Here is a 23,163-nt window from a genome sequence, read left to right as displayed (position 1 = left end):
GCCACGGCACACGAAACAGCGTTGGTTTCCCTTTTTCAGGTCTGTTCCGTGTGCTGAATAATTGACGCATTCATTAATTGGTATCGCATGAATCCCATCGTAATCACCAGGCTGCAGCGAAAGCTGGGCTACACTTTTGTACATCAGGATCTGCTACAGCAGGCTTTAACCCACCGTAGCGCCAGCAGCAAGCACAACGAGCGTCTGGAATTTCTCGGTGACTCCATTCTGAGCTATGTTATCGCTAATGCGCTTTATCACCGTTTTCCTCGTGTCGACGAAGGTGATATGAGCCGCATGCGTGCCACGCTGGTGCGAGGCAATACGCTGGCGGAAATTGCCCGGGAATTTGATCTGGGCGAATGCCTGCGTCTGGGGCCGGGCGAGCTGAAAAGTGGTGGTTTCCGTCGGGAATCTATACTGGCTGATACCGTGGAAGCCTTAATCGGCGGCGTGTTCCTCGACAGCGATATTCAGAACGTCGAGCGCTTGATTCTTGCGTGGTATCAAACCCGTCTGGATGAAATCAGCCCGGGCGACAAGCAAAAAGATCCGAAAACGCGTCTGCAGGAGTATCTGCAGGGTCGCCATCTGCCGCTGCCGTCCTATCTGGTAGTGCAGGTCCGTGGTGAAGCGCACGATCAGGAATTTACCATTCACTGTCAGGTGAGTGGCCTGCCTGAGCCGGTCGTTGGGACCGGGTCAAGCCGCCGTAAAGCGGAACAGGCTGCAGCTGAGCAGGCGCTTAAAAAGCTGGAGCTGGAATGAACGAAGAACAAACATTTTGCGGGTTCGTAGCCATCGTCGGGCGCCCGAACGTCGGCAAATCCACGCTGCTAAACCAGCTGCTTGGTCAGAAAGTTTCTATTACCTCGCGTAAGGCGCAAACCACGCGTCACCGTATCATGGGCATCCATACCGAAGGGGCATATCAGGCGATTTACGTCGATACCCCGGGGCTGCACATGGAAGAAAAACGCGCCATCAACCGCCTGATGAACAAAGCTGCCAGCAGCTCTATCGGCGACGTTGAGCTGGTTATCTTCGTGGTCGAAGGCACCAAGTGGACCGCCGACGACGAGATGGTGCTTAACAAGCTGCGCGATGCGCGAGCGCCGGTTATCCTAGCGGTAAACAAGGTGGATAACGTACAGGATAAAGGCATACTGCTGCCGCATCTGCAGTTCCTGGGCAGCCAGATGAACTTCCTGGATATTGTGCCGATCTCTGCTGAAACCGGCATGAACGTCGATACTATTGCCAGCATCGTGCGTAAGCGTCTCCCGGAAGCGATTCATCACTTCCCGGAAGATTACATCACCGACCGCTCCCAGCGCTTCATGGCTTCTGAAATCATCCGTGAAAAACTGATGCGTTTTCTGGGCGCTGAGCTGCCGTACTCCGTTACCGTTGAGATCGAACAGTTCGTGACAAACGCGCGTGGTGGTTACGATATCAACGGTCTGATTCTGGTGGAGCGTGAAGGCCAGAAGAAGATGGTTATCGGCAACAAAGGCGCCAAGATCAAAACTATCGGTATTGAAGCGCGTAAGGACATGGAAGACATGTTCGAAGCGAAAATCCATCTGGAGCTTTGGGTTAAAGTGAAATCCGGCTGGGCTGATGACGAGCGCGCGCTGCGCAGCCTCGGTTATACAGACGACTAACTAATGGAAGGCTGGCAGAGGGCTTTTGTCCTGCATAGTCGCCCCTGGAGCGAAACCAGCCTTCTCCTTGACCTGTTTTCTGAAGAGTCCGGACGAGTTCGTGTTATTGCCAAAGGCGCACGCTCTCGTCGCTCTAACCTGAAGGGCGCTTTACAGCCTTTCACCCCCCTCCTGGTACGCTGGGGAGGACGTGGCGAAGTTAAAACGCTACGTAGCGCCGAAGCAGTCTCCCTTGCACTTCCTCTCAGCGGTATCTCCCTCTACAGCGGTCTTTACGTTAACGAGCTTGTCTCCCGCGTGCTGGAGCAGGAATCGCGATTTTCAGAGCTTTTCTTCGATTATCTGCACTGCATTCAGGCACTGGCCGGAACCAACGGATCCCCGGAGCCCGCGCTGCGTCGCTTTGAGTTAGCGCTGCTGGGGCACCTTGGCTATGGGGTCGATTTTCTGCACTGCGCCGGAAGCGGTGATGAAGTTGCGGATACAATGACCTACCGCTATCGTGAAGAGAAAGGATTTATCGCCAGCCTGGTCATTGACAACAATAGCTTCACCGGCCATGAGCTAAAGGCGCTGGCAACTCGAGAATTCCCGGACGTCGCCTCTTTGCGAGCGGCTAAACGCTTCACTCGCATGGCGCTTAAGCCCTACCTCGGCGGCAAGCCGCTCAAAAGCCGCGAGCTGTTCCGTCAGTTTGTGCCGAAAAAACCACCGCTCAAATCCCCGGAAGACCCTCAATAACATCCTGGTCATAGCCATACTTTCTCTCCCCGGTGTACACTGCCGGACATATCGTTCTGATTTCCGAGGATAGTCATGGCTGAATTATTGTTAGGCGTAAACATCGATCACATCGCAACGCTGCGCAACGCGCGCGGCACGGCTTATCCGGACCCGGTTCAGGCTGCGTTTATCGCCGAACAGGCAGGGGCCGACGGCATCACCGTGCACCTGCGTGAAGATCGCCGCCACATCACCGACCGCGACGTGCGCGTCCTGCGCCAGACCCTCGACACCCGTATGAATCTTGAAATGGCCGTCACCGAAGAGATGATCGGCATCGCCTGCGAAACCAAACCGCATTTCTGCTGCCTGGTGCCCGAAAAGCGTCAGGAAGTGACCACCGAAGGCGGTCTGGACGTGGCGGGCCAGCTCGACAAAATGCGCGATGCCTGCAAACGCCTGGCGGATGCCGGTATTCTGGTTTCCCTGTTTATCGATGCCGACCATGCGCAAATTGATGCCGCAGTAGCGGTGGGGGCGCCCTACATTGAAATTCATACCGGCTGTTATGCCGATGCGGAAGATGAAGCGACCCAGGCAAAAGAGCTGGCACGCATTGCCGAAGCTGCGACTTATGCCGCGGGCAAAGGCCTGAAGGTCAATGCCGGGCACGGCCTGACCTACCACAACGTGCAGGCTATTGCGCGGCTGCCAGAAATGCACGAGCTGAACATCGGCCACGCCATTATTGGCCGTGCGGTGATGAGCGGTCTGAAAGAAGCAGTGTCGGAAATGAAACGTCTGATGCAGGAAGCGCGTCGCTAATGGCTATTCTTGGCCTCGGTACGGATATCGTGGAGATTGCGCGCATTGAGAGCGTGATCTCCCGCTCGGGCGACCGCCTTGCGAAGCGTGTGCTGAGCGCCAGCGAATGGAAGCAGTACGAAGCGCACCAGCAGCCGGTGCGCTTTCTTGCCAAACGCTTTGCCGTTAAGGAAGCGGCAGCGAAAGCCTTAGGCACGGGGATCCGCAACGGGCTGGCGTTCAACCAGTTCGAAGTCTTTAACGATGCTTTAGGGAAACCGCAGCTGCGATTCTGGGAAGAAGCGGAACGCCTTGCCGAGCGGATGGGGGTGCGCTCAGTACATGTGACGCTGGCTGACGAACGTCACTACGCCTGCGCCACGGTGATTATCGAGAACTAGATCTTATCGGCGTGGTGGAGCTGAACAAATTTGTCCCACAGCTGCTCTTCGCTTTCAATATGTGCCGGGTCGGCGATAATCGTATTCACAATCGGGCAAACCTGCTGGCAGGTAGGTGTTTCATAATGGCCGATGCACTGCGTACAACGATCGACATCGATCTGATAAATGCTGTCGCCCATGGAGATGGCCTGGTTCGGGCACTCCGGTTCGCACATATCGCAGTTAATGCATTTCTTTGTGATTAATAATGCCATTTCAACGAGTTACCAGTTTCTTTCAGCAAGCGCATAAGTTTCGAAGGGCGCACTTTACCACAATAGCCGGTTTCGCCCAATAACGACGAATATTTAATCGTCGCAAGGCGCAAGCAATGACTGTCGACCATGTTCCACTATTGAACGAATGTAATAAACCAATACAGTCAGCGGGAATATCAGCAACCAGGTTTAAAAATAAATAAAACTGGCATTTACTTTTCCCGATGGCCGAGCGGGATAATTAAACTGGAACAGTATGCGCTGCTATTACTGGGGTGAGTTGGAATCATTGAGCGTCACATCTTCCGGGAATATCGTGTTAGCAACGTGAATCAACGCGACGCCAGTAAGTAAAGAAAGGCTAATAATTACAATGGCTAATGTCAACATTATGATCATTCCTTCAGGCGATAACAGAGAACAGGGCGAACAGACCAAAGACCGAAGCAAAGAAAAGTATTGCATCAGCGATAGTAATAAATCCATGCATGATCATACTCCCCTTAAAGATTAGGGAGTGATGATTGTTTTTTTTGCTGTCGGAATATTAACCAAAAATGCTTTTGGCTATTTAAAAATAAACTGCCGCTTAACTTTCTTATGCATGGAATAGTAATAAAGATATATGTGGTTTTCGATATGTCAAAGCGCTGTTTTTTTATACAGCGCTGGGTGTAAGATACTTACCATTACTCGTGCCTAAAGCGCATTTATGAGCTTTAAGTACGTGTTATACTGTGAACCATTAGTCACGCAGAAAAGGTTATAAACGTACTTATGGTACAACGAGATCAGCTTCGCCAGGCTTTCTCGCGCCGCCTGGCTCAGGCCTGCGCTCAGGCTAACCTCGACGAGTTCGGTCGCGGAATGGCGATCGCAAGGGCATTAGGCGTGTCATCGAAGGCAGTCAGCAAGTGGCTGAACGCCGAGTCGGTTCCCCGCCAGGATAAAATGTACGAACTCGCAGCATTTTTGGGCGCGGATGTGCTTTGGCTGCAGCACGGCAGTGAGGGTAGGTTATCCGGGGAGAGCAGGGAAGTCATGCAGTCTTTCTCGGCGAATGACGTCTCGCCTTTTTATATCCCGAACCCCGAAGCCAGTTTCCGGGTTGACGTGCTGGACATTGAAGCCAGCGCGGGCCCAGGCTGCATTACCTCAAGCGATGTGACAGAAACTATAAATTACATCGTCTATGACAGCCAGGAAGCGCTGGAGCTTTTCGGCCACCGACCCGCCTCCAGTATCAAAGTTATCACCGTTACGGGTGACAGCATGTCCGGCACTATTGAGCTGGGTGACTACATCTTTGTCGATATTGCGAAGGATTACTTCGATGGTGACGGCATTTACGTTTTCCTCTACAAAGGCCAGCTGCTGGTCAAGCGTCTGCAAATGACTCACGACAGCCTGCTGGTGCATTCAGATAATCCCAAATACGCCGACTGGAACATTTACGAGGAAAATGAGCAGTACCTCAAAATCATCGGCAGGGTGATGTACAGTCATTCAATTCGCCGCCACGCCTGAAGTCGCACTGCCAAAATAAAAAATCCTATAAATCAGTAGCAAACGTAATAAGATGATCTTTTATTTTTAAATCGTACTTTTGGTTCTTGATTAATTGGTACTCTTGGTTCAATATTCATTCATCAGCTGAAGGTTGAACTTACAGAAGGTGAATGCTCATTTACAGCCAGCCCTGAAAAAGGGTGCATACACCAAAGCAACAGGCTTTGGGATATCTTAGGATATCGCCAAAGTTCATAGACAGGAGGTTGTATGGATGCACAGGCTCGCCGCCGAAAGCGCCGTGAGGCGAAACAGGCGGCACCCAAAACACTTTCCGGCCAGGCTGACGCTGACGCTAAAGAATCGCGACCCGACAAATCCAGGCCACTGATTTAAATATTTTATTTGTCCACTCCCCAAAATAAATCGCAGTGAGACTTTCCCATGAATGATCATCCAGTAAATTTAGTGACGCAGGCCTTTGCATGGCTTGCGGCCCTGGCTGCCGGTCTGGGTATCACAACACAGGATGTGGCTTACATGATATTCGGCCTGGCAGGCGTCGCAATTTCCTTAGCTTCATATATCAGCGGACGCGTGGACGCGCATCGGCGTCAAAAAGAGGAAGAGAAAAGAACCCTGATATTACAGGACTGTCTGGCTAGTTTAAAAAATATAAACGTGGCCGAGCGTGCAGAGGCAGTGAGCGCCGTCAGCGAGGTTGTTAAACGCGCAGGAGGAAAATAAGTATGTCTCCAGGTCTCAGTAAAATATTATTCAGCCTAACGGGTGTCAGTGTGCTAACAATAGCCAGCGTCATGCTGCCCGTTCTATTTCTCACCACTATCAGGAAGTTACAGGCGTAAGAACGCACTCGGACTGACAGCATTCCCGACAAACGCTACAGCCAGAAAGCGTGCGAAAAAAACCTGCTTGATCGTTTTCTAATCTGATTTACGGAACAAGGCATCCCATTCTCGAAGGATAAGCCGGTTTCTTAGATGTTTAACTCTCAAACCAATTTCTTAACCAAAGCTTCGCTATGCCTGATACGCCCCGGTGCGTGTTCCAGATCCTGCTGCACCAGTGCCATAAACAAAAGGTCAGCCAGCATCATCTGGGCGCTGGTGGAAGAGATGGCTGCGCTGCGCGTGGCCTGCTCTTCGGCAATGGTATAGAGGCACAGCGAGGCGCGCTGCTGCAGGGCGTTTGGCGTGAAGCCGGTGATGGCGAGGATTTTTGCACCGGTTCGCAGCGTCTCGTCAGCGGCGAGGTTTATCTCGCGGCGTTCACCCGAGTAAGAGATTGCCAGCAGGACGTCGTCCGGGCTTAAGGCCTGTGAGGTTGCCAGCAGGGCGTGCATATCCTGTTCGGCAACCGCGTTAATGCCGATTTTCATTAGCTTCCAGGCGAAGTTTTTCGCCACCAGCCCGGAAGCACCAATGCCAACCAGCAGCACCCGGCGGGCACTCCGCAGCATGGCGACGCTGGCCAGCAGTTTATCTTCACTGTTGATATCAAGGGTGGCGTGCATTGCGGCCAGATTATCTTTAATCAGCTTCTCACCGACCAGCCGCAGGGGGTCATCTCCCTGAATCTGGTTATGCACCAGCACCGAGTGGGGGACCTGACCGCTGGCGAGAGCTTCACTGATGGCAAGTTTCAGCGCCGGGAAACCTTTAAACCCCATTTTCTGGGAGAACTTCACCACGCTGGACTGGCTGACTCCGGCTTCCAGCGCAAGCTGCTGCGAGCTGAGATGGCGGGCATGTTCTGCGTTTGCTAACAAAAAGTCCGCCAGTTTGCGGTCGCTCTGGGCAAGCGTCGTGTAACGCTGGCGGATACGCAGTAAACAGTTCATTTCTTCTCCGTTAAGTCTGAGCCAGTTAAGATTGTTAAAGAGTAACGTATTTTTCCCAATGGCATGATTGTTAAATTCCATTTATGCGAGGCCCGGTGGAATTAAAAATTCAGTTCGCGTCGGGTGAGGCAACCGGAAAAGTCGCGGTCTATCTGTTAGGCTTGTAGGTACGGCTATCGCCGGTTCTACAACATCAGGACTAATGGGATTCATCGATCCAGAGGAGCTGCGTTTGGCAAACCAGAGTGAGCGTCGGGTAGTCTTTTTCGATTTGGATGGCACGCTGCATCAGCAGGACATGTTCGGCAGCTTTTTGCGCTACCTGCTGCGCCATCAGCCTCTCAATCTGTTACTGGTTGTTCCGCTCCTGCCAGTGATTGGTGGGGCGCTGCTGATCAAAGGCCGGGCCGCGCGCTGGCCGATGAGCCTACTGCTGTGGGGCGCAACCTTTGGCCATAGCGAGGCGCGCCTCAAGGAGCTTGAAATGAGCTTTGTCACCTGGTTCCGGCATCGGGTCACCGCGTTTCCCGTGGTGCAACAAAGGCTAACGGAATACCTCACCAGTTCCGATGCGGACGTCTGGCTCATCACCGGATCGCCTCAGCCGCTGGTCCAGCAGGTCTATTACGACACGCCGTGGCTGCCGCGAGTCAAACTTATTGCCAGCCAGATTAAACGCTCTCACGGCGGCTGGGTGCTGACGATGCGCTGCCTGGGGCACGAAAAAGTCGCGCAGCTCGAACAGCAAATCGGCACGCCGCTGCAGCTCTACAGCGGCTACAGCGACAGTAATCAGGATAATCCGCTGCTCTATTTCTGTCAGCACCGCTGGCGCGTCACGCCGCAGGGGCAGCTACAGCAGCTCGAGTAACGCGTTTCGCAACGGATAACGGCTGTGTATAATGCGCCGCCCTTTAGCCCGTCAGGAGTTAGCCGTGTCAGAAAGTGAATTTACCCATGAGTACTGGATGCGCCACGCGCTTACGCTTGCACAGCGTGCCTGGGATGAGGGGGAGGTTCCGGTCGGCGCGGTGCTGGTGCATGGCAACAAAGTGATTGGCGAAGGCTGGAATCGACCCATTGGCCGTCACGACCCCACTGCCCACGCCGAGATTATGGCGCTGCGCCAGGGCGGGATGGTGTTACAAAATTATCGTCTGCTGGACACCACGCTGTACGTCACTCTTGAACCCTGCGTGATGTGCGCCGGGGCGATGGTTCACAGCCGCATTGGTACGCTGGTTTTTGGGGCACGCGATGCAAAAACCGGTGCGATAGGCTCACTGATGGACGTCCTCCGGCACCCGGGCATGAATCATCAGGTGGGCGTTATTGAGGGCGTAATGGCAGACCAGTGTTCGGTAATGCTGAGTGATTTCTTTCGCGCCCGTCGACTGGAGAAAAAGGCCCTAAAGGAACTGGCCCGTAGCGGGGAATAGCCAGCTCAACCGGGGCGACCGCCGGGTACGCCTCGGCAAATTTCTCCTCCTGCGCCGCCTGCTTCTCTTTTTCCAGCAGATATCCTTCCAGGCTCAGCTGGTACTTACGGATATTCTCGACGTAGGCGTAGGCCTCATGGCCGCGCGCGTAGCCGTAAGTCGTTTTGCTGTAGTACTGCTTCTGGCTTAACAGAGGCAGCCGCATTTTCACATCCGCCCAGCTATCCGGGTTTCCCTTAAGTTTCGCGGTCAGCTGACGCGCATCAAGCATGTGGGCATAGCCCATATTGTATGCCGCCAGTGCAAACCAGATCCGCTCATCTTCCGGTACCGTCTCGGGCACTTTCCCCATCATATCCTTTAAGTAACGACTTCCCCCGCCGATGCTCTGCTCCGGGTCGAGCCTATCCGTCAGGCCCAGGCTCTGGGCGGTATTTTTGGTCAGCATCATCAGGCCGCGTACCCCGGTGGGGGAGGTGGCCTGGCTGTCCCAGTGCGACTCCTGATATGAGATAGCCGCCAGCAGCCGCCAGTCGATATCCGTGGCGTATTTCTCGAACAGCGGCTGAAGATCCGGCAGCACGGTATCGACGGCTTTCAGGAAGGTGCGGGTATCGACATAATCAAAGTCGCCGATATGACCGAGATATTTCTCTTCAAGGCGCGCGAGCGTGCCGTCACCGCTCAGCTTATTGTAAAAGTCGAGCAGGGTGGCGCTGAGGCTGTCGTCGCTGTCGCGCTGGCTGTACCAGGTTACCGGCTGCTCGTCCGTGATATCCAGCGCAACGGCAAGCTGCGGATGAACCCGCTGGAAAATGCTGATGGCGATGGAATCAGAAATCGTAAAGGCGATACTGCCATTGATAACCTGTTGCAGCAGTTCGTTGCTGGTGCGTTTGTCGTCAATGCGCCATGCGAGGTCGGGATATTTACTCTCTTTAAGGGCCTGCAGGTCGCTCAGCACCGCAAGGCCAGGCGAAAGCACCAGCTGGTTCTCTTTTACTCCGCCCAGCGTTCGTGGACGTGGGCTACCCACGCGATACACCATCTGCTGAGAAACGGAATAGTAGGTCGGCCCCGCCTGATAGTGCTGGCTACGATCGTTGTTAAAGATCAGGCCCGCGGCCAGCAGGTCTGCCGCATTGTTGTCCAGGTCATCAAACAGCGCGTTAATCGTTGGGCGGACGGTGATTTCCAGCTTCACGCCGAGGTAATCGGCATACTGCTGGGCCAATTCGTAATCCAGCCCGGAAGCTTTACCATTAAAGCTGGTATAGGTCAGGGGTGAGGCTATGGTACTGACGCGCAAAACTCCCCGCGCCTGGATGGCGGCGATGCGGTTTTCGGCTTTCCCGAACCACGGCACGGAGGGCCACAGGGCCACTGCCAGCAGCAGGGTTACGACGCCGATGAGAAAATAATTAAATTTGAATCTTTTCAAATGGTTATTGTTTTTATATGCGCCACATGGTCGCTAACAACTGGTCATGCTAACAGTAGTTCCATCGTAAGATGTTGCGCATTTTGCTTAACTAAACGGCAGTAAGCAACTTATTCGGATATATCGTGCGTTATTTGTACCGAAAAAACTTATCGGCTTATTTCGACGCAAACGGTTTCGTCGCAGGCCTGGATTCTCTATAATGACGCCCGTTTTCCCCTTGCGCCCACGTGAGCGTCGCTCACGCTTGAAGACGAGAGATCTTTGATGATGGAAATTCTGCGTGGTTCCCCCGCTCTATCGGCATTTCGTATTAACAAACTGCTGGCCCGCTTTAAAGACGCCCACCTCCCGGTGAGCGATATCTATGCCGAGTATGTTCATTTTGCCGATCTCGATGCGCCGCTGACTGATGAAGAGCACGCACGCCTGCAACGGTTGCTGAAGTACGGTCCAACCCTTGCTGACCATGCCCCGACGGGCCACCTGATTCTGGTCACGCCGCGTCCAGGTACCCTCTCCCCATGGTCCTCGAAAGCTACCGATATCGTTCACAACTGCGACCTGGCGAAAGTGAAACGCCTTGAGCGGGGTGTGGCTTATTACGTCAGCGGTGAGCTGACACAGGCGCAGTGGCAGGAGGTTAACGGCCTGCTACACGACCGCATGATGGAAACCGTTTTTGCCTCCCTCAATGACGGCGAGAAGCTGTTCTCCCACCACGAACCGGCTCAGGTACAAAGTGTAGACCTGCTGGGGCAGGGCCGTGGTGCGCTGGTTGAAGCAAATATACGTCTGGGCCTGGCGCTGGCGGAAGATGAAATCGACTATCTTCAGGCTGCCTTCATGCAGCTTGGGCGCAACCCGAATGACATTGAGCTATACATGTTTGCGCAGGCTAACTCCGAGCATTGCCGTCATAAAATTTTCAACGCCGACTGGGTGATTGACGGTGAGCAGCAGCCGAAGTCGCTGTTCAAAATGATCAAAAATACCTTCGAACAAACGCCGGACTACGTGCTGTCAGCTTATAAAGACAACGCGGCGGTGATGGAAGGTTCTTCAGTGGGGCGCTTCTTCGCAGATCGCGAGGCGGGCCGCTACGATTTCCATCAGGAAGAAGCGCATATCCTGATGAAAGTGGAAACGCACAACCACCCGACGGCGATCTCTCCGTGGCCGGGCGCGGCTACCGGTTCCGGCGGCGAAATCCGAGACGAAGGCGCAACGGGGCGCGGCGCGAAGCCGAAAGCCGGGCTGGTCGGTTTCTCCGTTTCTAACCTGCGTATTCCGGGCTTTGAACAGCCGTGGGAAGAAGATTTCGGCAAGCCGGATCGCATCGTTACCGCGCTGGACATCATGACCGACGGCCCGCTTGGCGGCGCGGCGTTCAACAACGAATTTGGCCGTCCGGCGCTGACCGGCTACTTCCGTACCTATGAAGAGCAGGTCAACAGCCACAACGGCGTGGAGCTTCGCGGCTATCACAAGCCGATCATGCTGGCGGGCGGGATCGGCAACATCCGTGCTGACCACGTGCAGAAGGGCGAAATCCCTCCTGGCGCGAAGCTTATTGTGCTGGGCGGCCCGTCGATGAATATCGGCCTGGGCGGCGGCGCGGCATCCTCTATGGCTTCCGGCCAGTCCGATGCGGATCTGGACTTTGCCTCCGTGCAGCGCGACAACCCTGAAATGGAACGCCGCTGCCAGGAAGTGATCGACCGCTGCTGGCAGATGGGTGATGACAACCCGATTCTGTTCATTCACGACGTGGGCGCGGGCGGCCTGTCTAACGCCATGCCGGAGCTGGTGAGCGACGGCGGCCGCGGTGGCCGCTTCGAACTGCGCGAGATCCTCAACGACGAGCCGGGCATGAGCCCGCTGGAAGTGTGGTGCAACGAATCTCAGGAACGTTACGTTCTGGCCGTAGCGCCGGAGCAGGTGGCGCTGTTTGACGAGCTGTGCCGCCGCGAGCGGGCACCCTATGCCGTCATCGGCGAAGCCACAGCAGAAAAGCACCTGACCCTGAACGACAGCCATTTCGACAATCAGCCTATCGACATGCCGCTGGACGTGCTGCTGGGCAAAACGCCGAAGATGGAGCGCAACGTTGCCACCCTGAAGGCGAAGGGCGATGCGCTGGACAGCAGCAGCATTACCCTTGCCGACGCGGTAAACCGCGTTCTGCATCTGCCTGCGGTTGCAGAAAAAACCTTCCTGATAACCATCGGCGACCGCAGCGTGACCGGCATGGTTGCCCGCGATCAGATGGTCGGCCCGTGGCAGATCCCGGTTGCCAACTGCGCGGTAACAACTGCCAGCCTGGACAGCTACTACGGTGAAGCGATGTCTATCGGCGAACGTGCACCGGTTGCGCTGCTCGACTTTGCCGCGTCAGCTCGTCTGGCCGTAGGTGAAGCATTGACTAATATCGCAGCGACGCAGATTGGCTCGCTGAAACGCATTAAGCTCTCCGCAAACTGGATGGCTGCGGCAGGTCATCCGGGTGAGGATGCTGGCCTCTACGAAGCGGTGAAGGCCGTTGGCGAAGAGCTTTGCCCGGAGCTGGGCATCACCATTCCGGTGGGCAAAGACTCCATGTCCATGAAAACCCGCTGGCAGGAAGGCAACGAACAGCGCGAGATGACTTCACCGCTGTCGCTGGTTATCACTGCCTTTGCCCGAGTGGAAGACGTGCGTCGTACCGTAACGCCGCAGCTGAGCACGGTAGATAACGCCCTGCTGCTGATCGACCTTGGCGCGGGCCACAACGCGCTGGGTGCAACCGCGCTTTCTCAGGTTTATCGCCAGCTCGGCGACAAGCCGGCGGACGTGCGCAGCGTAGCGCAGCTCAAAGGTTTCTATAACGCCATGCAGGCGCTGGTGGCAGAACAAAAGCTGCTTGCCTACCACGACCGCTCCGACGGCGGCCTGCTGGTGACGCTGGCAGAAATGGCCTTCACCGGCCACTGCGGCGTGGAAGTGGATATTGCTACGCTGGGTGAAGATCGTCTGGCTGCGCTGTTTAACGAAGAGCTTGGTGCGGTTATCCAGGTGAAAGCGGCGGATCGCGCAGCGGTTGAGACAATCCTTGCCGACCATGGTCTGGCAGATTGCTCTCACTTTATTGGTAAAGCAGTTTCCGGCGACCGTTTCACCATCCAGTCCGCAGGATATGCGGTCTACAGCGAAAGTCGCTCCACGCTCCGTATGTGGTGGGCAGAAACCACCTGGCAGATGCAGCGACTGCGTGATAATCCGGCGTGTGCCGACCAGGAACATGAAGCGAAGGCGAACGACAGCGACCCGGGTCTGAACGTAAAGCTGAACTTCGATATTAAAGAAGATATTGCCGCGCCGTTCATCGCGACGGGCGCGCGTCCAAAAGTTGCCGTCCTGCGCGAGCAGGGCGTTAACTCCCACGTAGAGATGGCTGCGGCCTTCCACCGTGCGGGCTTTGACGCCATCGACGTGCACATGAGCGACCTGCTGGCGGGCCGTCGAGGTCTGGAAGAGTTCCAGACGCTGGTGGCGTGCGGCGGGTTCTCTTACGGCGACGTGCTGGGCGCTGGCGAAGGCTGGGCGAAGTCCATTCTGTTCAACGAGCGCGTGCGCGACGAGTTCGAAACCTTCTTCCATCGTCCGCAAACCCTGGCGCTGGGCGTTTGTAACGGCTGTCAGATGATGTCCAACCTGCGCGAGCTGATCCCGGGCAGCGATCTGTGGCCGCGCTTCGTGCGTAACGAATCGGACCGCTTTGAAGCTCGCTTTAGCCTGGTGGAGGTTGCCTCCAGCCCGTCGCTGCTGCTGCAGGGCATGGTCGGCTCGCAAATGCCAATCGCCGTATCCCACGGTGAGGGTCATGTGGAAGTGCGCGATGCAAACCACCTTGCGCAAATCGAAAGCAAAGGGCTGGTGGCGCTGCGCTTTGTCGACAACTTCGGCAAGGTGACGCAGAGCTACCCTGCGAACCCGAACGGCTCGCCAAACGGGATCACGGCGGTCACCAACGAAAGCGGGCGCGTGACCATCATGATGCCTCACCCGGAGCGCGTGTTCCGCACCGTGAGCAACTCCTGGCATCCGGCAGAGTGGGGCGAGGACAGCCCGTGGATGCGTATTTTCCGCAACGCGCGTAAACAGCTGGGATAACCGAACCCGGTTCGTCGCGGTCCTGATAATCCCTTCGCTCTGGTGAAGGGATTTTTTTGTCTGCAATTCCCGACACGGGCTGATTTTTAGTGTCTCCAAAAGGAGACATTTAACTTATTGTTTTTAATTGGGTTTATTTAAGTGTTATGAACCTGTAGCTAATTAGCGACAGGGTGATGAATTTTCACTCAACCTCAGTTTTAACGATATTTGTTAAAAAACCTTTAAATTCATCATTGTATGTATTCGCCTTGTAAAGTGGCACGCATACTGCATTACTTAGCCTAGTGGCTCATTCACTCTCTTATGTCAGACCTCTGTTAACAGAGCGCGCTACATAAACCCTCGAATGACGCACTCAAGGTGCCTGCCGTCCACCTTTTGCCAATAGTCTTCGAGACCTGGCATACATCGGGCGAAACGTTGAGTAAGGCACCGCCTGTTTCCGAAAGCAAAGGCAGAGAAAATTCTCTGCCTTTGTCGTTTCTGACAAAGAAGGAAAAAGCGTGGTTTTTCCTTCTTTGTGGTTGAACAGCTGAAAATCAATAAATTGATTTTCCTTGTTTTTATAGAATGACACCTCTTTATCCTTTGGCGTTACGGCGTGGATCATCAGTCCGAGGCAGAGAAAATTCTCTGCCTTTGTCGTTTCTGGCATTCAAAACTTTAAACTCCCGCCAATCCCAGCTAGCATCAGGTCTCGCAGGTAAAATGAGATGAAGCTATTGAACCAGTGGCACTTTTTTCCCCGCTCGCTCCGACAGCTCGTGATGATGGCCTTTTTGCTGGTGCTGGTGCCGCTGCTGGTACTTGCCTGGCAGGCCTGGCAGAGCCTGAATGCGCTGAGCGCCCAGGCCGCGCAGACCAACCGCACCACGCTAATTGACGCGCGTCGCAGCGAGGCGATGACCAATGCCGCCCTGGAAATGGAGCGTAGCTATCGCCAATACTGCGTGCTGGATGACGCGACGCTGGCGAAAGTTTATGAGGGGCAACGCAAGCGCTACGCGCAGATGCTTGAGGCCCATGCGGGCATGCTGCCAGACGAACATCTCTATCAGCTCCTGAGCCAGTCCCTGAAAGATCTGGCGCTGCTGCAGTGCAAAAATAGCGGCCCTGATGCGGCGGCGGCGGCGCATCTTGAAACCTTTGCCAACGCTAATGCTGAAATGGTGCAGGCGACGCGCGCAGTCGTTTTCTCTCGTGGCCAGCAGCTGCAGCAGGAAATCGCTGAACGGGGCCAGTTCTTTGGCTGGCAGGCGCTGGTGCTCTTTTTGCTGAGCCTCGGGCTGGTTATCGTCTTTACCCGCATGATTATTGGTCCGGTGAAGGGCATAGAAAGAATGATCAATCTGCTGGGGGAAGGGCGCTCGCTTGGGGATTCCGTTCTGTTCAAAGGCCCGCGTGAATTACGCTCCGTCGGGCAGCGCATCGTCTGGCTTAGCGAACGTCTTTCCTGGCTTGAATCCCAGCGCCATGAATTTCTGCGCCATATTTCTCACGAGCTAAAAACGCCGCTTGCCAGCATGCGCGAGGGGACGGAATTACTGGCCGATCAGGTTGCCGGGCCGCTGACGGCGGACCAGAAAGAGGTCGTGGAAATCCTCGACAGCAGCAGCCGTCACCTGCAAAAACTTATAGAGCAACTGCTGGATTACAACCGCAAACTGGCGGACGGCCAGGTCGAACTTGAAAAAGTTGAGCTTGCACCGCTGGTGGAAGGGGTGATCTCGGCTCATAGTTTGCCTGCAAGGGCTAAAATGATGCATACGGAATGCGATCTGAGCCCGGTAGCCTGCCTTGCTGAACCTATGCTGCTGATGAGCGTGCTGGATAATCTCTATTCCAATGCGGTGCACTATGGCAGTGAATCCGGTACCATTTATCTGCGCAGCGCCCGGCTTGGTCAGGTACTGCGTATCGAGGTCGCTAACACGGGAGAACCCATTCCGGCGACCGAACGGGAGATGATCTTTGAGCCTTTTTATCAGGGCAGCCTACAACGTAAAGGTGCGGTCAAAGGCAGTGGCCTGGGGTTGAGCATTGCCCAGGACTGTATACGTCGGATGCACGGCGAGCTGCATCTGGTTGATGATGACACGACGGACGTCTGTTTCCGTATCGAATTGCCTGTTTTTCCCGAGAATGAATAACAATGAAAGTTTTTAATCTTCGTCGCCGTATTGGCATGATTCTGCTGCCGTTACTGCTCGCAGGCTGCGTGCAAAATCCGGTGACCAGCATCATTAAACAACCCCATCAGCCTCAGGAGCCGGAACAGCAGCTGGCGGATTATCTTTCCACCGACTGCCAGGAAATCTGGCATATCCAGGCCCACGAGTCGTTGAACAACCCGTTGTTCTGGCTACGCGGCATGGACTGCGCGGAACGTCTGCCGCCAGCGGAAGCTCGCGCGGAAGCCCGTCGTTGGCCATCAGAGAGCTGGCAGGACACCTTCAAGCGGGGCATTCTGCTCGCCAACGCAAAAATTACCCCCACCGAACGCCGTCGTTATATGACGAAGCTGGATGCGATGACCGGCGAAGTGCCCACCCAGGTGCGGCCGCTGTTCCAGGTCTGGCGCGACGGTCAGGCTTCTTTACTGGAGCTTTCGGATGAGCGCAGCCGCTACAGCAAGCTGCAGCAATCCACGGACGGCGAGCTGGATACCCTGCGCGAGCAGCAGCAGCGTCTGCGCAGCCAGTTAGATCTGACCACCCGCAAGCTGGAAAATCTGACCGATATTGAACGCCAGCTCTCCAGCCGCAAGCCTTCCAGCAGCTATCTGCCTGAAAGCAAAGGTGCAGAAAAACCAGCGGCACCGGCTGCTCAGGGCGACGCGGAAGATGAAATCACCAGGCCTGCGCCGGCGAGCGACGCAGACAAACCCGAGCAGGAGGCTAAACCATGACGCAGCGTAAACCGGCACGACTGCTGCTAGTAGACGACGACCCGGGCCTGCTTAAGCTGCTCGGCATGCGGCTGACCAGTGAAGGCTATACCGTAACGACTGCGGAAAGCGGCGCAGAGGGGCTGCGGCTGCTGGGGCGTGAAAAGATTGATCTGGTGATAAGCGACCTGCGCATGGATGAGATGGACGGCATGGCCCTGTTTGCCGAAATCCAGAAGTTGCAGCCCGGAATGCCGGTGATTATCCTCACCGCCCACGGATCCATCCCCGATGCCGTGGCAGCCACCCAGCAGGGCGTGTTCAGCTTCCTGACTAAACCAGTCGATAAAGACGCGCTGTATAAGGCGATTGATGATGCGCTGGAGCACACGGTTGCCGCAGGTGACGACATGTGGCGCGAAACAATTGTCACCCGCAGCCCGAACATGCTGCGTCTGCTGGAGCAGGCCCGCATGGTGGCGCAGTCGGACGTCAGTCTGCTGATAAACGGCCAGAGCGGCACCGGCAAAGAGATCCTGGCGCAGGCCATTCACAACGCCAGCCCGCGCGGCAAAAATGCGTTTATCGCTATCAACTGCGGCGCGCTGCCGGAACAGCTGCTGGAGTCCGAACTTTTCGGTCACGCGCGCGGCGCCTTCACGGGGGCGGTCAGCAGCCGTGAAGGGCTGTTCCAGGCGGCAGAAGGCGGCACGTTGTTCCTGGATGAAATTGGCGATATGCGGATCCCGCTGCAGGTGAAGTTACTGCGCGTGTTGCAGGAGCGCAAAGTACGCCCGCTGGGCAGCAACCGCGATCTGGATATCAACGTCCGTATTATCTCCGCAACCCACCGGGATTTACCGAAGGCCATGGAGCGCGGCGAGTTCCGCGAAGACCTCTTTTATCGTTTAAACGTGGTGAATCTGAAAATCCCGGCGCTGCATGAGCGGGCGGAAGATATCCCATTGCTGGCCAATCATCTGCTGCGCCAGTCCGCCGACCGCCACAAACCCTTTGTACGCAGCTTCTCCACGGACGCCATGAAGCGCCTGATGGCCGCCAGCTGGCCGGGCAACGTACGTCAGTTGGTTAACGTTATCGAACAGTGCGTGGCCCTGACCTCTGCGCCGGTCATCAGCGAAGCGCTGGTGGGGCAGGCGCTGGAAGGAGAGAACACCGTACTGCCGACGTTTGTCGAGGCCCGCAACCAGTTTGAACTGAACTACCTTCGCAAGCTGCTGCAAATCGCCAAAGGAAATGTGACCCACGCGGCGCGCATGGCAGGGCGTAACCGTACCGAATTCTACAAATTACTCTCCCGGCATGAACTCGATGCCAATGACTTTAAAGAGTAGTCTGTGTTAATTTGGGCAACCGATTACTATGCTTGCAGCACACGAGAGTTGTGCGGGAATAACAGAGAAAATCATGAAGAAAATTGATGCGATTATTAAGCCGTTCAAACTGGATGACGTGCGCGAAGCGCTGGCAGAAGTGGGCATCACCGGCATGACGGTAACGGAAGTGAAAGGATTTGGTCGCCAGAAGGGCCATACCGAACTGTACCGCGGCGCGGAGTATATGGTCGACTTTCTGCCGAAGGTGAAAATTGAAATCGTGGTGACCGACGATATCGTCGATACCTGCGTGGATACCATCATCCGTACCGCGCAAACCGGTAAGATCGGCGATGGTAAAATCTTTGTTTTTGACGTGGCGCGCGTGGTTCGTATCCGTACCGGCGAAGAAGACGACGCGGCGATTTGATTTGAAGGTTCAAGGCCCTCTCCTGACGAAGAGGGCCTTGATTTTCGCCCTCGCCCCTTTGGGGAGAGGGCGGGGTAAATGATTTTACATCACCTTATGCGGGCCAAAGCATTCGTAATGAATACGTTCCTGCCCCACGCCCAGCTTCACAAGCTGTTCCGCCGCAAAGCGCATAAAGCTGACCGGTCCGCAAAGATAGAACTGCATTTCCGGCGCGCTGATTTTCCCTTCCTGAGCCAGTAGATCCATCAGGCCTTCGCTGTCGAACTTCGCCTGTGCACGGTCGCTCTCGGCTGGCTGGCGATACCAGATGTGACGCTCAAAGCGCGGCAGTTTCTTGCCAGTCGCGTCCACCTCATCGGCAAATGCATGCACGTCGCCGTTATCCACCGCGTGGAACCAGTTCACCTGAGCGGTATGGGCGCTGTTCGCCAGCGTATCCAGCATTGCCAGCATTGGCGTCTGGCCTACGCCTGCGGAAATCAGCGTAACTGGCGTTTGCGGCGCAACGTCCATAAAGAAATCACCGGCAGGTGAGGCGAGATAAATTTCATCGCCCACAGTGGCGTGGTTGTGCAGCCAGCTTGATACCTGCCCCTGGTCTTCACGCTTCACCGCAATACGGTAGGTTTTGCCATTCGGCTTACGGGTCAGGGAATACTGGCGGATCTCCTGGTGCGGGAACCCTTCAGGCTTCAGCCATACGCCCAGGTACTGGCCCGGCTGATAATCGGCAACCGGCTGGCCGTCGACGGGAGCAAATTCAAAGCTGGTGATAAGTGCGCTTTGCGGGGTTTTCTCGACGATGCGGAAAGCACGGGTGCCTTCCCAGCCGCCGGTTTTCGCCGCGTTGGTCTGATAGATTTCGGCTTCACGGTTGATAAACACACCGGCCAGCACGCCGTAGGCTTTGCCCCACGCATCCAGCACTTCCTGGCCTGGACTGAACATCTCATCAAGCGTCGCCAGCAGGTGGCCGCCCACGATATCGTACTGCTCAGGTTTAATCTGGAAGCTGGTATGTTTCTGGGCGATCTTCTCTACCGCAGGCAACAGCGCCGCAAGATTCTCAATGTTGGTGGCATAGGCGCAAATCGCGTTAAACAGCGCTTCACGCTGATCGCCATTGCGCTGGTTGCTCATATTAAAGATCTCTTTCAGCTCCGGGTTATGGCTGAACATACGATCGTAAAAATGGGCGGTCAGCTTAGGGCCGGTAGCGGCGAGAAGGGGGATGGTGGATTTCACAACGGCGATGGTTTGTGCATCAAGCATGAGGCGCTCCTGATTATCAAGGATGTTTCTATAAGTTGTATTTTATATGCATGTTATATGCAAATACCGCTACGTTGTAAAGGGTCTATTTTGTTAGCGGCCTCACGGTAATGAATTTTTCGCATGCGGTTGATGAAGAAATATCCTGATTTCACCGCCAGCCCATTTGCCATCAAACCCTTGTCGGACGCCTTGCCAATCGTTTGCGTAAAAACCTCTGTCAAGCCCTATCTCCGGATACTAATTCGGTTTACACTGTTGCCCGTCGCCCAATCCGGGCCCCCTTCTGGGGTAAAATTTTTACCGTTAGCTGAGTGGAGATGCGAATGTTAAAGCGTGAAATGAACATTGCCGATTATGACGCCCAACTGTGGCAGGCTATGGAGCAAGAAAAAGTACGTCAGGAAGAGCACATTGAACTGATCGCCTCCGAAAACTACACCAGCCCGCGAGTGATGCAGGCGCAGGGTTCTCAGCTGACCAACAAATACGCTGAAGGGTATCCGGGCAAGCGTTACTACGGCGGCTGTGAATACGTCGACGTGGTAGAGCAGCTGGCTATCGACCGCGCTAAAGAGCTGTTTGGCGCAGATTACGCCAACGTGCAGCCGCACTCTGGCTCTCAGGCTAACTTCGCGGTCTACACCACTCTGCTGGAGCCAGGCGACACCGTACTGGGCATGAACCTGGCGCACGGCGGCCACCTGACCCACGGCTCCCCGGTAAACTTCTCCGGCAAGCTTTATAATATCGTGCCTTACGGCATCGATGAGTCCGGCCATATCGATTACGCGGATCTGGAAAAACAGGCGAAAACCCATAAGCCGAAAATGATCATCGGCGGCTTCTCTGCTTATTCCGGCGTGGTTGACTGGGCTAAAATGCGTGAAATCGCCGACATGGTTGGTGCTTACCTGTTCGTGGATATGGCCCACGTAGCCGGTCTGATTGCGGCGGATGTTTACCCTAACCCGGTTCCACACGCGCACGTTGTTACTACCACCACTCATAAAACACTGGCTGGCCCACGCGGTGGTCTGATCCTCGCCAACGGCGGTAGCGAAGAGCTTTACAAGAAGCTGAACTCCGCCGTCTTCCCTGGCGCACAGGGCGGCCCGCTGATGCACGTTATCGCCGGCAAAGCGGTGGCGCTGAAAGAGGCGATGGAGCCAGAGTTCAAAACCTATCAGCAGCAGGTTGCCAAAAACGCCAAAGCGATGGTTGCTGTCTTCCTGGACCGCGGCTACAAAGTCGTTTCCGGCGGCACCGACAACCACCTGTTCCTGCTGGATCTGGTTGATAAAAACCTGACCGGTAAAGAAGCGGATGCCGCTCTGGGACGCGCTAACATTACCGTCAACAAAAACAGCGTGCCAAACGATCCAAAGAGCCCGTTTGTGACCTCCGGTATCCGTATCGGGACGCCAGCTGTGACCCGCCGCGGCTTCACCGAAGCAGACGTTCGCGAGCTGGCCGGCTGGATGTGTGACGTGCTGGACAACATCAACGACGAAGCGACTATCGAACGTACCAAGAACAAAGTACTCGAGATCTGCGCTCGCCTGCCGGTTTACGCATAAGCTGCCTGTCATTTGCCGGATGACGCTTCGCTTATCCGATCTACGAAGCCAGGTTTGTCATCAGTCTGAAGGCCGCGAAAGCGGCCTTTTCTATGCGAGCGAGTTTAGTTCCTCTTCCACATACAAATAGCCAATGCCCATCACCTGCTGGGGCCGGGTTAGCTGCCCGAAGCCTATCTGCGTGGCGTTTACCTTCAGGGCATCGCCGTGGTCAAACGGGTTGAACCCTATCTGCCGGTTTATCGTCGCCAGCCACTCCTCCCCAAACCCGCAGCTCCTGCCGTAAAACCAAATCTGGTTGATATTTAAAATATTCAGGAAATTATAAAGGCTCAGGCCAATGGCGTTGGCGGCATTTTCTACCCAGCGCCTAACCTGTTCGTCTCCTTCGTGCCAGGCGCTGATAAGCTGCGTGGCGGTGACAGAGTCTGGATCGCGCTGCTGTGACTCAGGCTGCGACTTCAGCCAGATACGCGCCTGCTTTTTCAACGCGGAGAGCGAGGCGACGGTTTCCAGGCAGCCGTAGCGTCCGCAGTTGCAGGCCATACCGTCCGGATTCACGATGGTGTGCCCAATTTGCCCGCTGCCGTACAGGCTGCCACGATAAATCTGCCCGTTAATCACGAACGACGAGCCAATGCCGTAGTCGACGTTGATCACGCAGAAATCCTGGCGGTTGTCCGGATTCTGCCATTTTTCAGCCAGCGCCAGCATCACGCAGTCGTTATCCAGCCGCACCGTGATCCCCAGCTTCTCCTCCAGCAGATACTTTATCTCCAGCGGTTCGCGCCAGGGAGCCTGCGGCATGGTTTGCGAGACGCCCGTCACCGGATCGACCTGCCCGTGTATGCCCAGCGCCAGATTAATTCTCTGCTTAGGCCAGGCTTTACGCTGCTGCTGCCATACCGCTTCGATGGCTGTCAGTAGCGCCTGCGGCGTCATCGTATTAACCTGAATACGCTCAAAATTCCCCAGCGCGGATAGCTGGGCGTTGCACAGCTGGCTTTCGATGCTGGTGGGCGTCACGTTCATGCACAGGATGTAGTCGCCCTCGGGAGGGATCTGATAGCTGCCGCTGTTGATCCCCCGGTTGCTGAGATTTTCGGCGGAGTGGCTGAGTTTGCCGTCGGTGACCAGCTCCTCAAGGATCTTACTGACCGCCGGGATCGACAGGCCGGTCAGCTGCGCAAACTGTGATTTGCTCAGGCGCTTATGCTGCCAGACCAGCCTCAGCAGCGTCTGCCGGTTGATGTGCCTTACCCGCTGGTTATTCAATCCTGAACTGTGCATTTAACTAAACCCCGTTAACTGTATTGCGTGAGCATTAAGCGCTTTCGGCCTGCGTGAGTTCTCTACACTGCAAACATATCGTATTTCACTATGACTTGTTTACT

22 protein-coding genes are annotated in these 23,163 nt (G+C 55.4%); 15 read left to right on the top strand and 7 right to left on the bottom strand.

Annotation, left to right across the window (positions count from 1 at the left end):
• Positions 1 to 87 precede the first annotated feature (87 nt).
• The 5 genes from rnc (at position 88) to acpS (ending at position 3,595) form a co-directional block, all read left to right on the top strand.
• Positions 88 to 768 carry a ribonuclease III gene (gene rnc, locus ACA108_16630; protein XEX94978.1) on the top strand — a complete coding sequence of 227 codons (681 nt, stop codon included), beginning with the start codon at positions 88 to 90 and terminating at the stop codon, positions 766 to 768.
• Positions 765 to 1,667, top strand: coding sequence for a GTPase Era (gene era / locus ACA108_16625; protein XEX94977.1), 903 nt, complete (start codon positions 765 to 767; stop codon positions 1,665 to 1,667). The genes rnc and era overlap by 4 nt, the downstream gene beginning before the upstream one ends.
• A 3-nt stretch (positions 1,668 to 1,670) precedes the next feature.
• Positions 1,671 to 2,408, top strand: a complete 738-nt coding sequence (gene recO / locus ACA108_16620; GenBank protein XEX94976.1) for a DNA repair protein RecO — start codon at positions 1,671 to 1,673, stop codon at positions 2,406 to 2,408.
• Between the two features lie 75 nt (positions 2,409 to 2,483).
• Positions 2,484 to 3,215, top strand: coding sequence for a pyridoxine 5'-phosphate synthase (pdxJ, locus tag ACA108_16615; protein XEX94975.1), 732 nt, complete (start codon positions 2,484 to 2,486; stop codon positions 3,213 to 3,215).
• Positions 3,215 to 3,595: a holo-ACP synthase gene (gene acpS / locus ACA108_16610; GenBank protein ID XEX94974.1), complete on the top strand. Its 381-nt coding sequence runs from the start codon at positions 3,215 to 3,217 to the stop codon at positions 3,593 to 3,595. Before pdxJ ends, acpS begins: the two co-directional genes overlap by 1 nt.
• Here the strand turns inward: acpS and ACA108_16605 are convergent.
• A complete protein-coding gene (locus ACA108_16605; protein ID XEX94973.1) occupies positions 3,592 to 3,852 on the bottom strand; it encodes a YfhL family 4Fe-4S dicluster ferredoxin in 261 nt (86 codons plus the stop codon). The two genes, acpS and ACA108_16605, sit on opposite strands and share 4 nt — an antisense overlap.
• 780 nt (positions 3,853 to 4,632) lie before the next feature.
• On the opposite strand from ACA108_16605, the gene ACA108_16600 reads away from it, so the two are divergent.
• Positions 4,633 to 5,382, top strand: a complete 750-nt coding sequence (locus ACA108_16600; protein ID XEX94972.1) for a S24 family peptidase — start codon at positions 4,633 to 4,635, stop codon at positions 5,380 to 5,382.
• 426 nt (positions 5,383 to 5,808) lie between these two features.
• Positions 5,809 to 6,111, top strand: a complete 303-nt coding sequence (locus ACA108_16595) for a hypothetical protein (protein ID XEX94971.1) — start codon at positions 5,809 to 5,811, stop codon at positions 6,109 to 6,111.
• Positions 6,112 to 6,376: 265 nt separating this feature from the next.
• On the opposite strand, the gene ACA108_16590 is transcribed toward ACA108_16595, so the two are convergent.
• Positions 6,377 to 7,225, bottom strand: a complete 849-nt coding sequence (locus ACA108_16590; protein XEX94970.1) for a MurR/RpiR family transcriptional regulator — start codon at positions 7,223 to 7,225, stop codon at positions 6,377 to 6,379.
• Between the two features lie 202 nt (positions 7,226 to 7,427).
• On the opposite strand from ACA108_16590, the gene yfhb reads away from it, so the two are divergent.
• Together yfhb and tadA are read left to right on the top strand one after the other, a co-directional pair.
• The gene (gene yfhb / locus ACA108_16585; GenBank protein ID XEX94969.1) at positions 7,428 to 8,096 is read left to right on the top strand and encodes a phosphatidylglycerophosphatase C; all 669 of its coding nucleotides are present in this window, start codon (positions 7,428 to 7,430) and stop codon (positions 8,094 to 8,096) included.
• Positions 8,097 to 8,193: 97 nt separating this feature from the next.
• Positions 8,194 to 8,664 (top strand): tRNA adenosine(34) deaminase TadA, encoded by a 471-nt coding sequence (gene tadA, locus ACA108_16580; GenBank protein XEX98140.1) that lies wholly within the window; start codon positions 8,194 to 8,196, stop codon positions 8,662 to 8,664.
• Here tadA and mltF read toward each other — a convergent pair.
• A complete protein-coding gene (mltF, locus tag ACA108_16575; protein XEX94968.1) occupies positions 8,555 to 10,105 on the bottom strand; it encodes a membrane-bound lytic murein transglycosylase MltF in 1,551 nt (516 codons plus the stop codon). The two genes, tadA and mltF, sit on opposite strands and share 110 nt — an antisense overlap.
• A 267-nt stretch (positions 10,106 to 10,372) precedes the next feature.
• On the opposite strand from mltF, the gene purL reads away from it, so the two are divergent.
• Complete coding sequence (purL, locus tag ACA108_16570) at positions 10,373 to 14,257, top strand: phosphoribosylformylglycinamidine synthase (protein XEX94967.1); 3,885 nt, start codon at positions 10,373 to 10,375, stop codon at positions 14,255 to 14,257.
• A 358-nt stretch (positions 14,258 to 14,615) separates the two neighbouring features.
• On the opposite strand, the gene ACA108_16565 is transcribed toward purL, so the two are convergent.
• Complete coding sequence (locus ACA108_16565) at positions 14,616 to 14,915, bottom strand: hypothetical protein (GenBank protein XEX94966.1); 300 nt, start codon at positions 14,913 to 14,915, stop codon at positions 14,616 to 14,618.
• 58 nt (positions 14,916 to 14,973) lie between these two features.
• Between ACA108_16565 and qseE the strand changes: the two genes are divergently transcribed.
• The 4 genes from qseE (at position 14,974) to glnB (ending at position 18,914) form a co-directional block, all read left to right on the top strand.
• The gene (gene qseE, locus ACA108_16560) at positions 14,974 to 16,410 is read left to right on the top strand and encodes a two component system sensor histidine kinase QseE/GlrK (protein ID XEX94965.1); all 1,437 of its coding nucleotides are present in this window, start codon (positions 14,974 to 14,976) and stop codon (positions 16,408 to 16,410) included.
• A 2-nt stretch (positions 16,411 to 16,412) separates the two neighbouring features.
• Complete coding sequence (gene qseG / locus ACA108_16555; protein ID XEX94964.1) at positions 16,413 to 17,168, top strand: two-component system QseEF-associated lipoprotein QseG; 756 nt, start codon at positions 16,413 to 16,415, stop codon at positions 17,166 to 17,168.
• Positions 17,165 to 18,502, top strand: coding sequence for a two-component system response regulator GlrR (gene glrR / locus ACA108_16550; GenBank protein ID XEX94963.1), 1,338 nt, complete (start codon positions 17,165 to 17,167; stop codon positions 18,500 to 18,502). Before qseG ends, glrR begins: the two co-directional genes overlap by 4 nt.
• A 73-nt stretch (positions 18,503 to 18,575) precedes the next feature.
• Positions 18,576 to 18,914 (top strand): nitrogen regulatory protein P-II, encoded by a 339-nt coding sequence (gene glnB, locus ACA108_16545; GenBank protein ID XEX94962.1) that lies wholly within the window; start codon positions 18,576 to 18,578, stop codon positions 18,912 to 18,914.
• 84 nt (positions 18,915 to 18,998) lie between these two features.
• On the opposite strand, the gene hmpA is transcribed toward glnB, so the two are convergent.
• The gene (gene hmpA, locus ACA108_16540) at positions 18,999 to 20,189 is read right to left on the bottom strand and encodes an NO-inducible flavohemoprotein (GenBank protein XEX94961.1); all 1,191 of its coding nucleotides are present in this window, start codon (positions 20,187 to 20,189) and stop codon (positions 18,999 to 19,001) included.
• A 53-nt stretch (positions 20,190 to 20,242) separates the two neighbouring features.
• Positions 20,243 to 20,413 (bottom strand): hypothetical protein, encoded by a 171-nt coding sequence (locus tag ACA108_16535; protein ID XEX94960.1) that lies wholly within the window; start codon positions 20,411 to 20,413, stop codon positions 20,243 to 20,245.
• A 102-nt stretch (positions 20,414 to 20,515) separates the two neighbouring features.
• On the opposite strand from ACA108_16535, the gene glyA reads away from it, so the two are divergent.
• On the top strand, positions 20,516 to 21,769 hold the full coding sequence (gene glyA / locus ACA108_16530) for a serine hydroxymethyltransferase (GenBank protein XEX94959.1): 1,254 nt from the start codon (positions 20,516 to 20,518) through the stop codon (positions 21,767 to 21,769).
• 90 nt (positions 21,770 to 21,859) lie between these two features.
• Here glyA and ACA108_16525 read toward each other — a convergent pair whose 3' ends face one another.
• The gene (locus ACA108_16525) at positions 21,860 to 23,059 is read right to left on the bottom strand and encodes an ROK family protein (protein XEX94958.1); all 1,200 of its coding nucleotides are present in this window, start codon (positions 23,057 to 23,059) and stop codon (positions 21,860 to 21,862) included.
• Positions 23,060 to 23,163 lie beyond the last annotated feature (104 nt).

It is taken from the genome of Dryocola sp. LX212 (genome assembly GCA_041504365.1).
In the GTDB taxonomy this organism is placed as follows: domain Bacteria; phylum Pseudomonadota; class Gammaproteobacteria; order Enterobacterales; family Enterobacteriaceae; genus Dryocola.
Note: the sequence above shows the minus strand (reverse complement) of the source record. Positions and strands in the feature narration are given on the sequence as shown.

What these genes read in the sequence shown, in the direction of transcription:
- rnc (XEX94978.1), top strand. Translation starts at nt 88, where the DNA reads ATGAATCCCATCGTAATCACCAGGCTGCAGCGAAAGCTGGGCTACACT.
- era (XEX94977.1), top strand. Translation starts at nt 765, where the DNA reads ATGAACGAAGAACAAACATTTTGCGGGTTCGTAGCCATCGTCGGGCGC.
- recO (XEX94976.1), top strand. Translation starts at nt 1,671, where the DNA reads ATGGAAGGCTGGCAGAGGGCTTTTGTCCTGCATAGTCGCCCCTGGAGC.
- pdxJ (XEX94975.1), top strand. Translation starts at nt 2,484, where the DNA reads ATGGCTGAATTATTGTTAGGCGTAAACATCGATCACATCGCAACGCTG.
- acpS (XEX94974.1), top strand. Translation starts at nt 3,215, where the DNA reads ATGGCTATTCTTGGCCTCGGTACGGATATCGTGGAGATTGCGCGCATT.
- ACA108_16605 (XEX94973.1), bottom strand. Translation starts at nt 3,852, where the DNA reads ATGGCATTATTAATCACAAAGAAATGCATTAACTGCGATATGTGCGAA.
- ACA108_16600 (XEX94972.1), top strand. Translation starts at nt 4,633, where the DNA reads ATGGTACAACGAGATCAGCTTCGCCAGGCTTTCTCGCGCCGCCTGGCT.
- ACA108_16595 (XEX94971.1), top strand. Translation starts at nt 5,809, where the DNA reads ATGAATGATCATCCAGTAAATTTAGTGACGCAGGCCTTTGCATGGCTT.
- ACA108_16590 (XEX94970.1), bottom strand. Translation starts at nt 7,225, where the DNA reads ATGAACTGTTTACTGCGTATCCGCCAGCGTTACACGACGCTTGCCCAG.
- yfhb (XEX94969.1), top strand. Translation starts at nt 7,428, where the DNA reads ATGGGATTCATCGATCCAGAGGAGCTGCGTTTGGCAAACCAGAGTGAG.
- tadA (XEX98140.1), top strand. Translation starts at nt 8,194, where the DNA reads ATGCGCCACGCGCTTACGCTTGCACAGCGTGCCTGGGATGAGGGGGAG.
- purL (XEX94967.1), top strand. Translation starts at nt 10,373, where the DNA reads ATGATGGAAATTCTGCGTGGTTCCCCCGCTCTATCGGCATTTCGTATT.
- ACA108_16565 (XEX94966.1), bottom strand. Translation starts at nt 14,915, where the DNA reads ATGCCAGAAACGACAAAGGCAGAGAATTTTCTCTGCCTCGGACTGATG.
- qseE (XEX94965.1), top strand. Translation starts at nt 14,974, where the DNA reads ATGAAGCTATTGAACCAGTGGCACTTTTTTCCCCGCTCGCTCCGACAG.
- qseG (XEX94964.1), top strand. Translation starts at nt 16,413, where the DNA reads ATGAAAGTTTTTAATCTTCGTCGCCGTATTGGCATGATTCTGCTGCCG.
- glrR (XEX94963.1), top strand. Translation starts at nt 17,165, where the DNA reads ATGACGCAGCGTAAACCGGCACGACTGCTGCTAGTAGACGACGACCCG.
- glnB (XEX94962.1), top strand. Translation starts at nt 18,576, where the DNA reads ATGAAGAAAATTGATGCGATTATTAAGCCGTTCAAACTGGATGACGTG.
- hmpA (XEX94961.1), bottom strand. Translation starts at nt 20,189, where the DNA reads ATGCTTGATGCACAAACCATCGCCGTTGTGAAATCCACCATCCCCCTT.
- glyA (XEX94959.1), top strand. Translation starts at nt 20,516, where the DNA reads ATGTTAAAGCGTGAAATGAACATTGCCGATTATGACGCCCAACTGTGG.
- ACA108_16525 (XEX94958.1), bottom strand. Translation starts at nt 23,059, where the DNA reads ATGCACAGTTCAGGATTGAATAACCAGCGGGTAAGGCACATCAACCGG.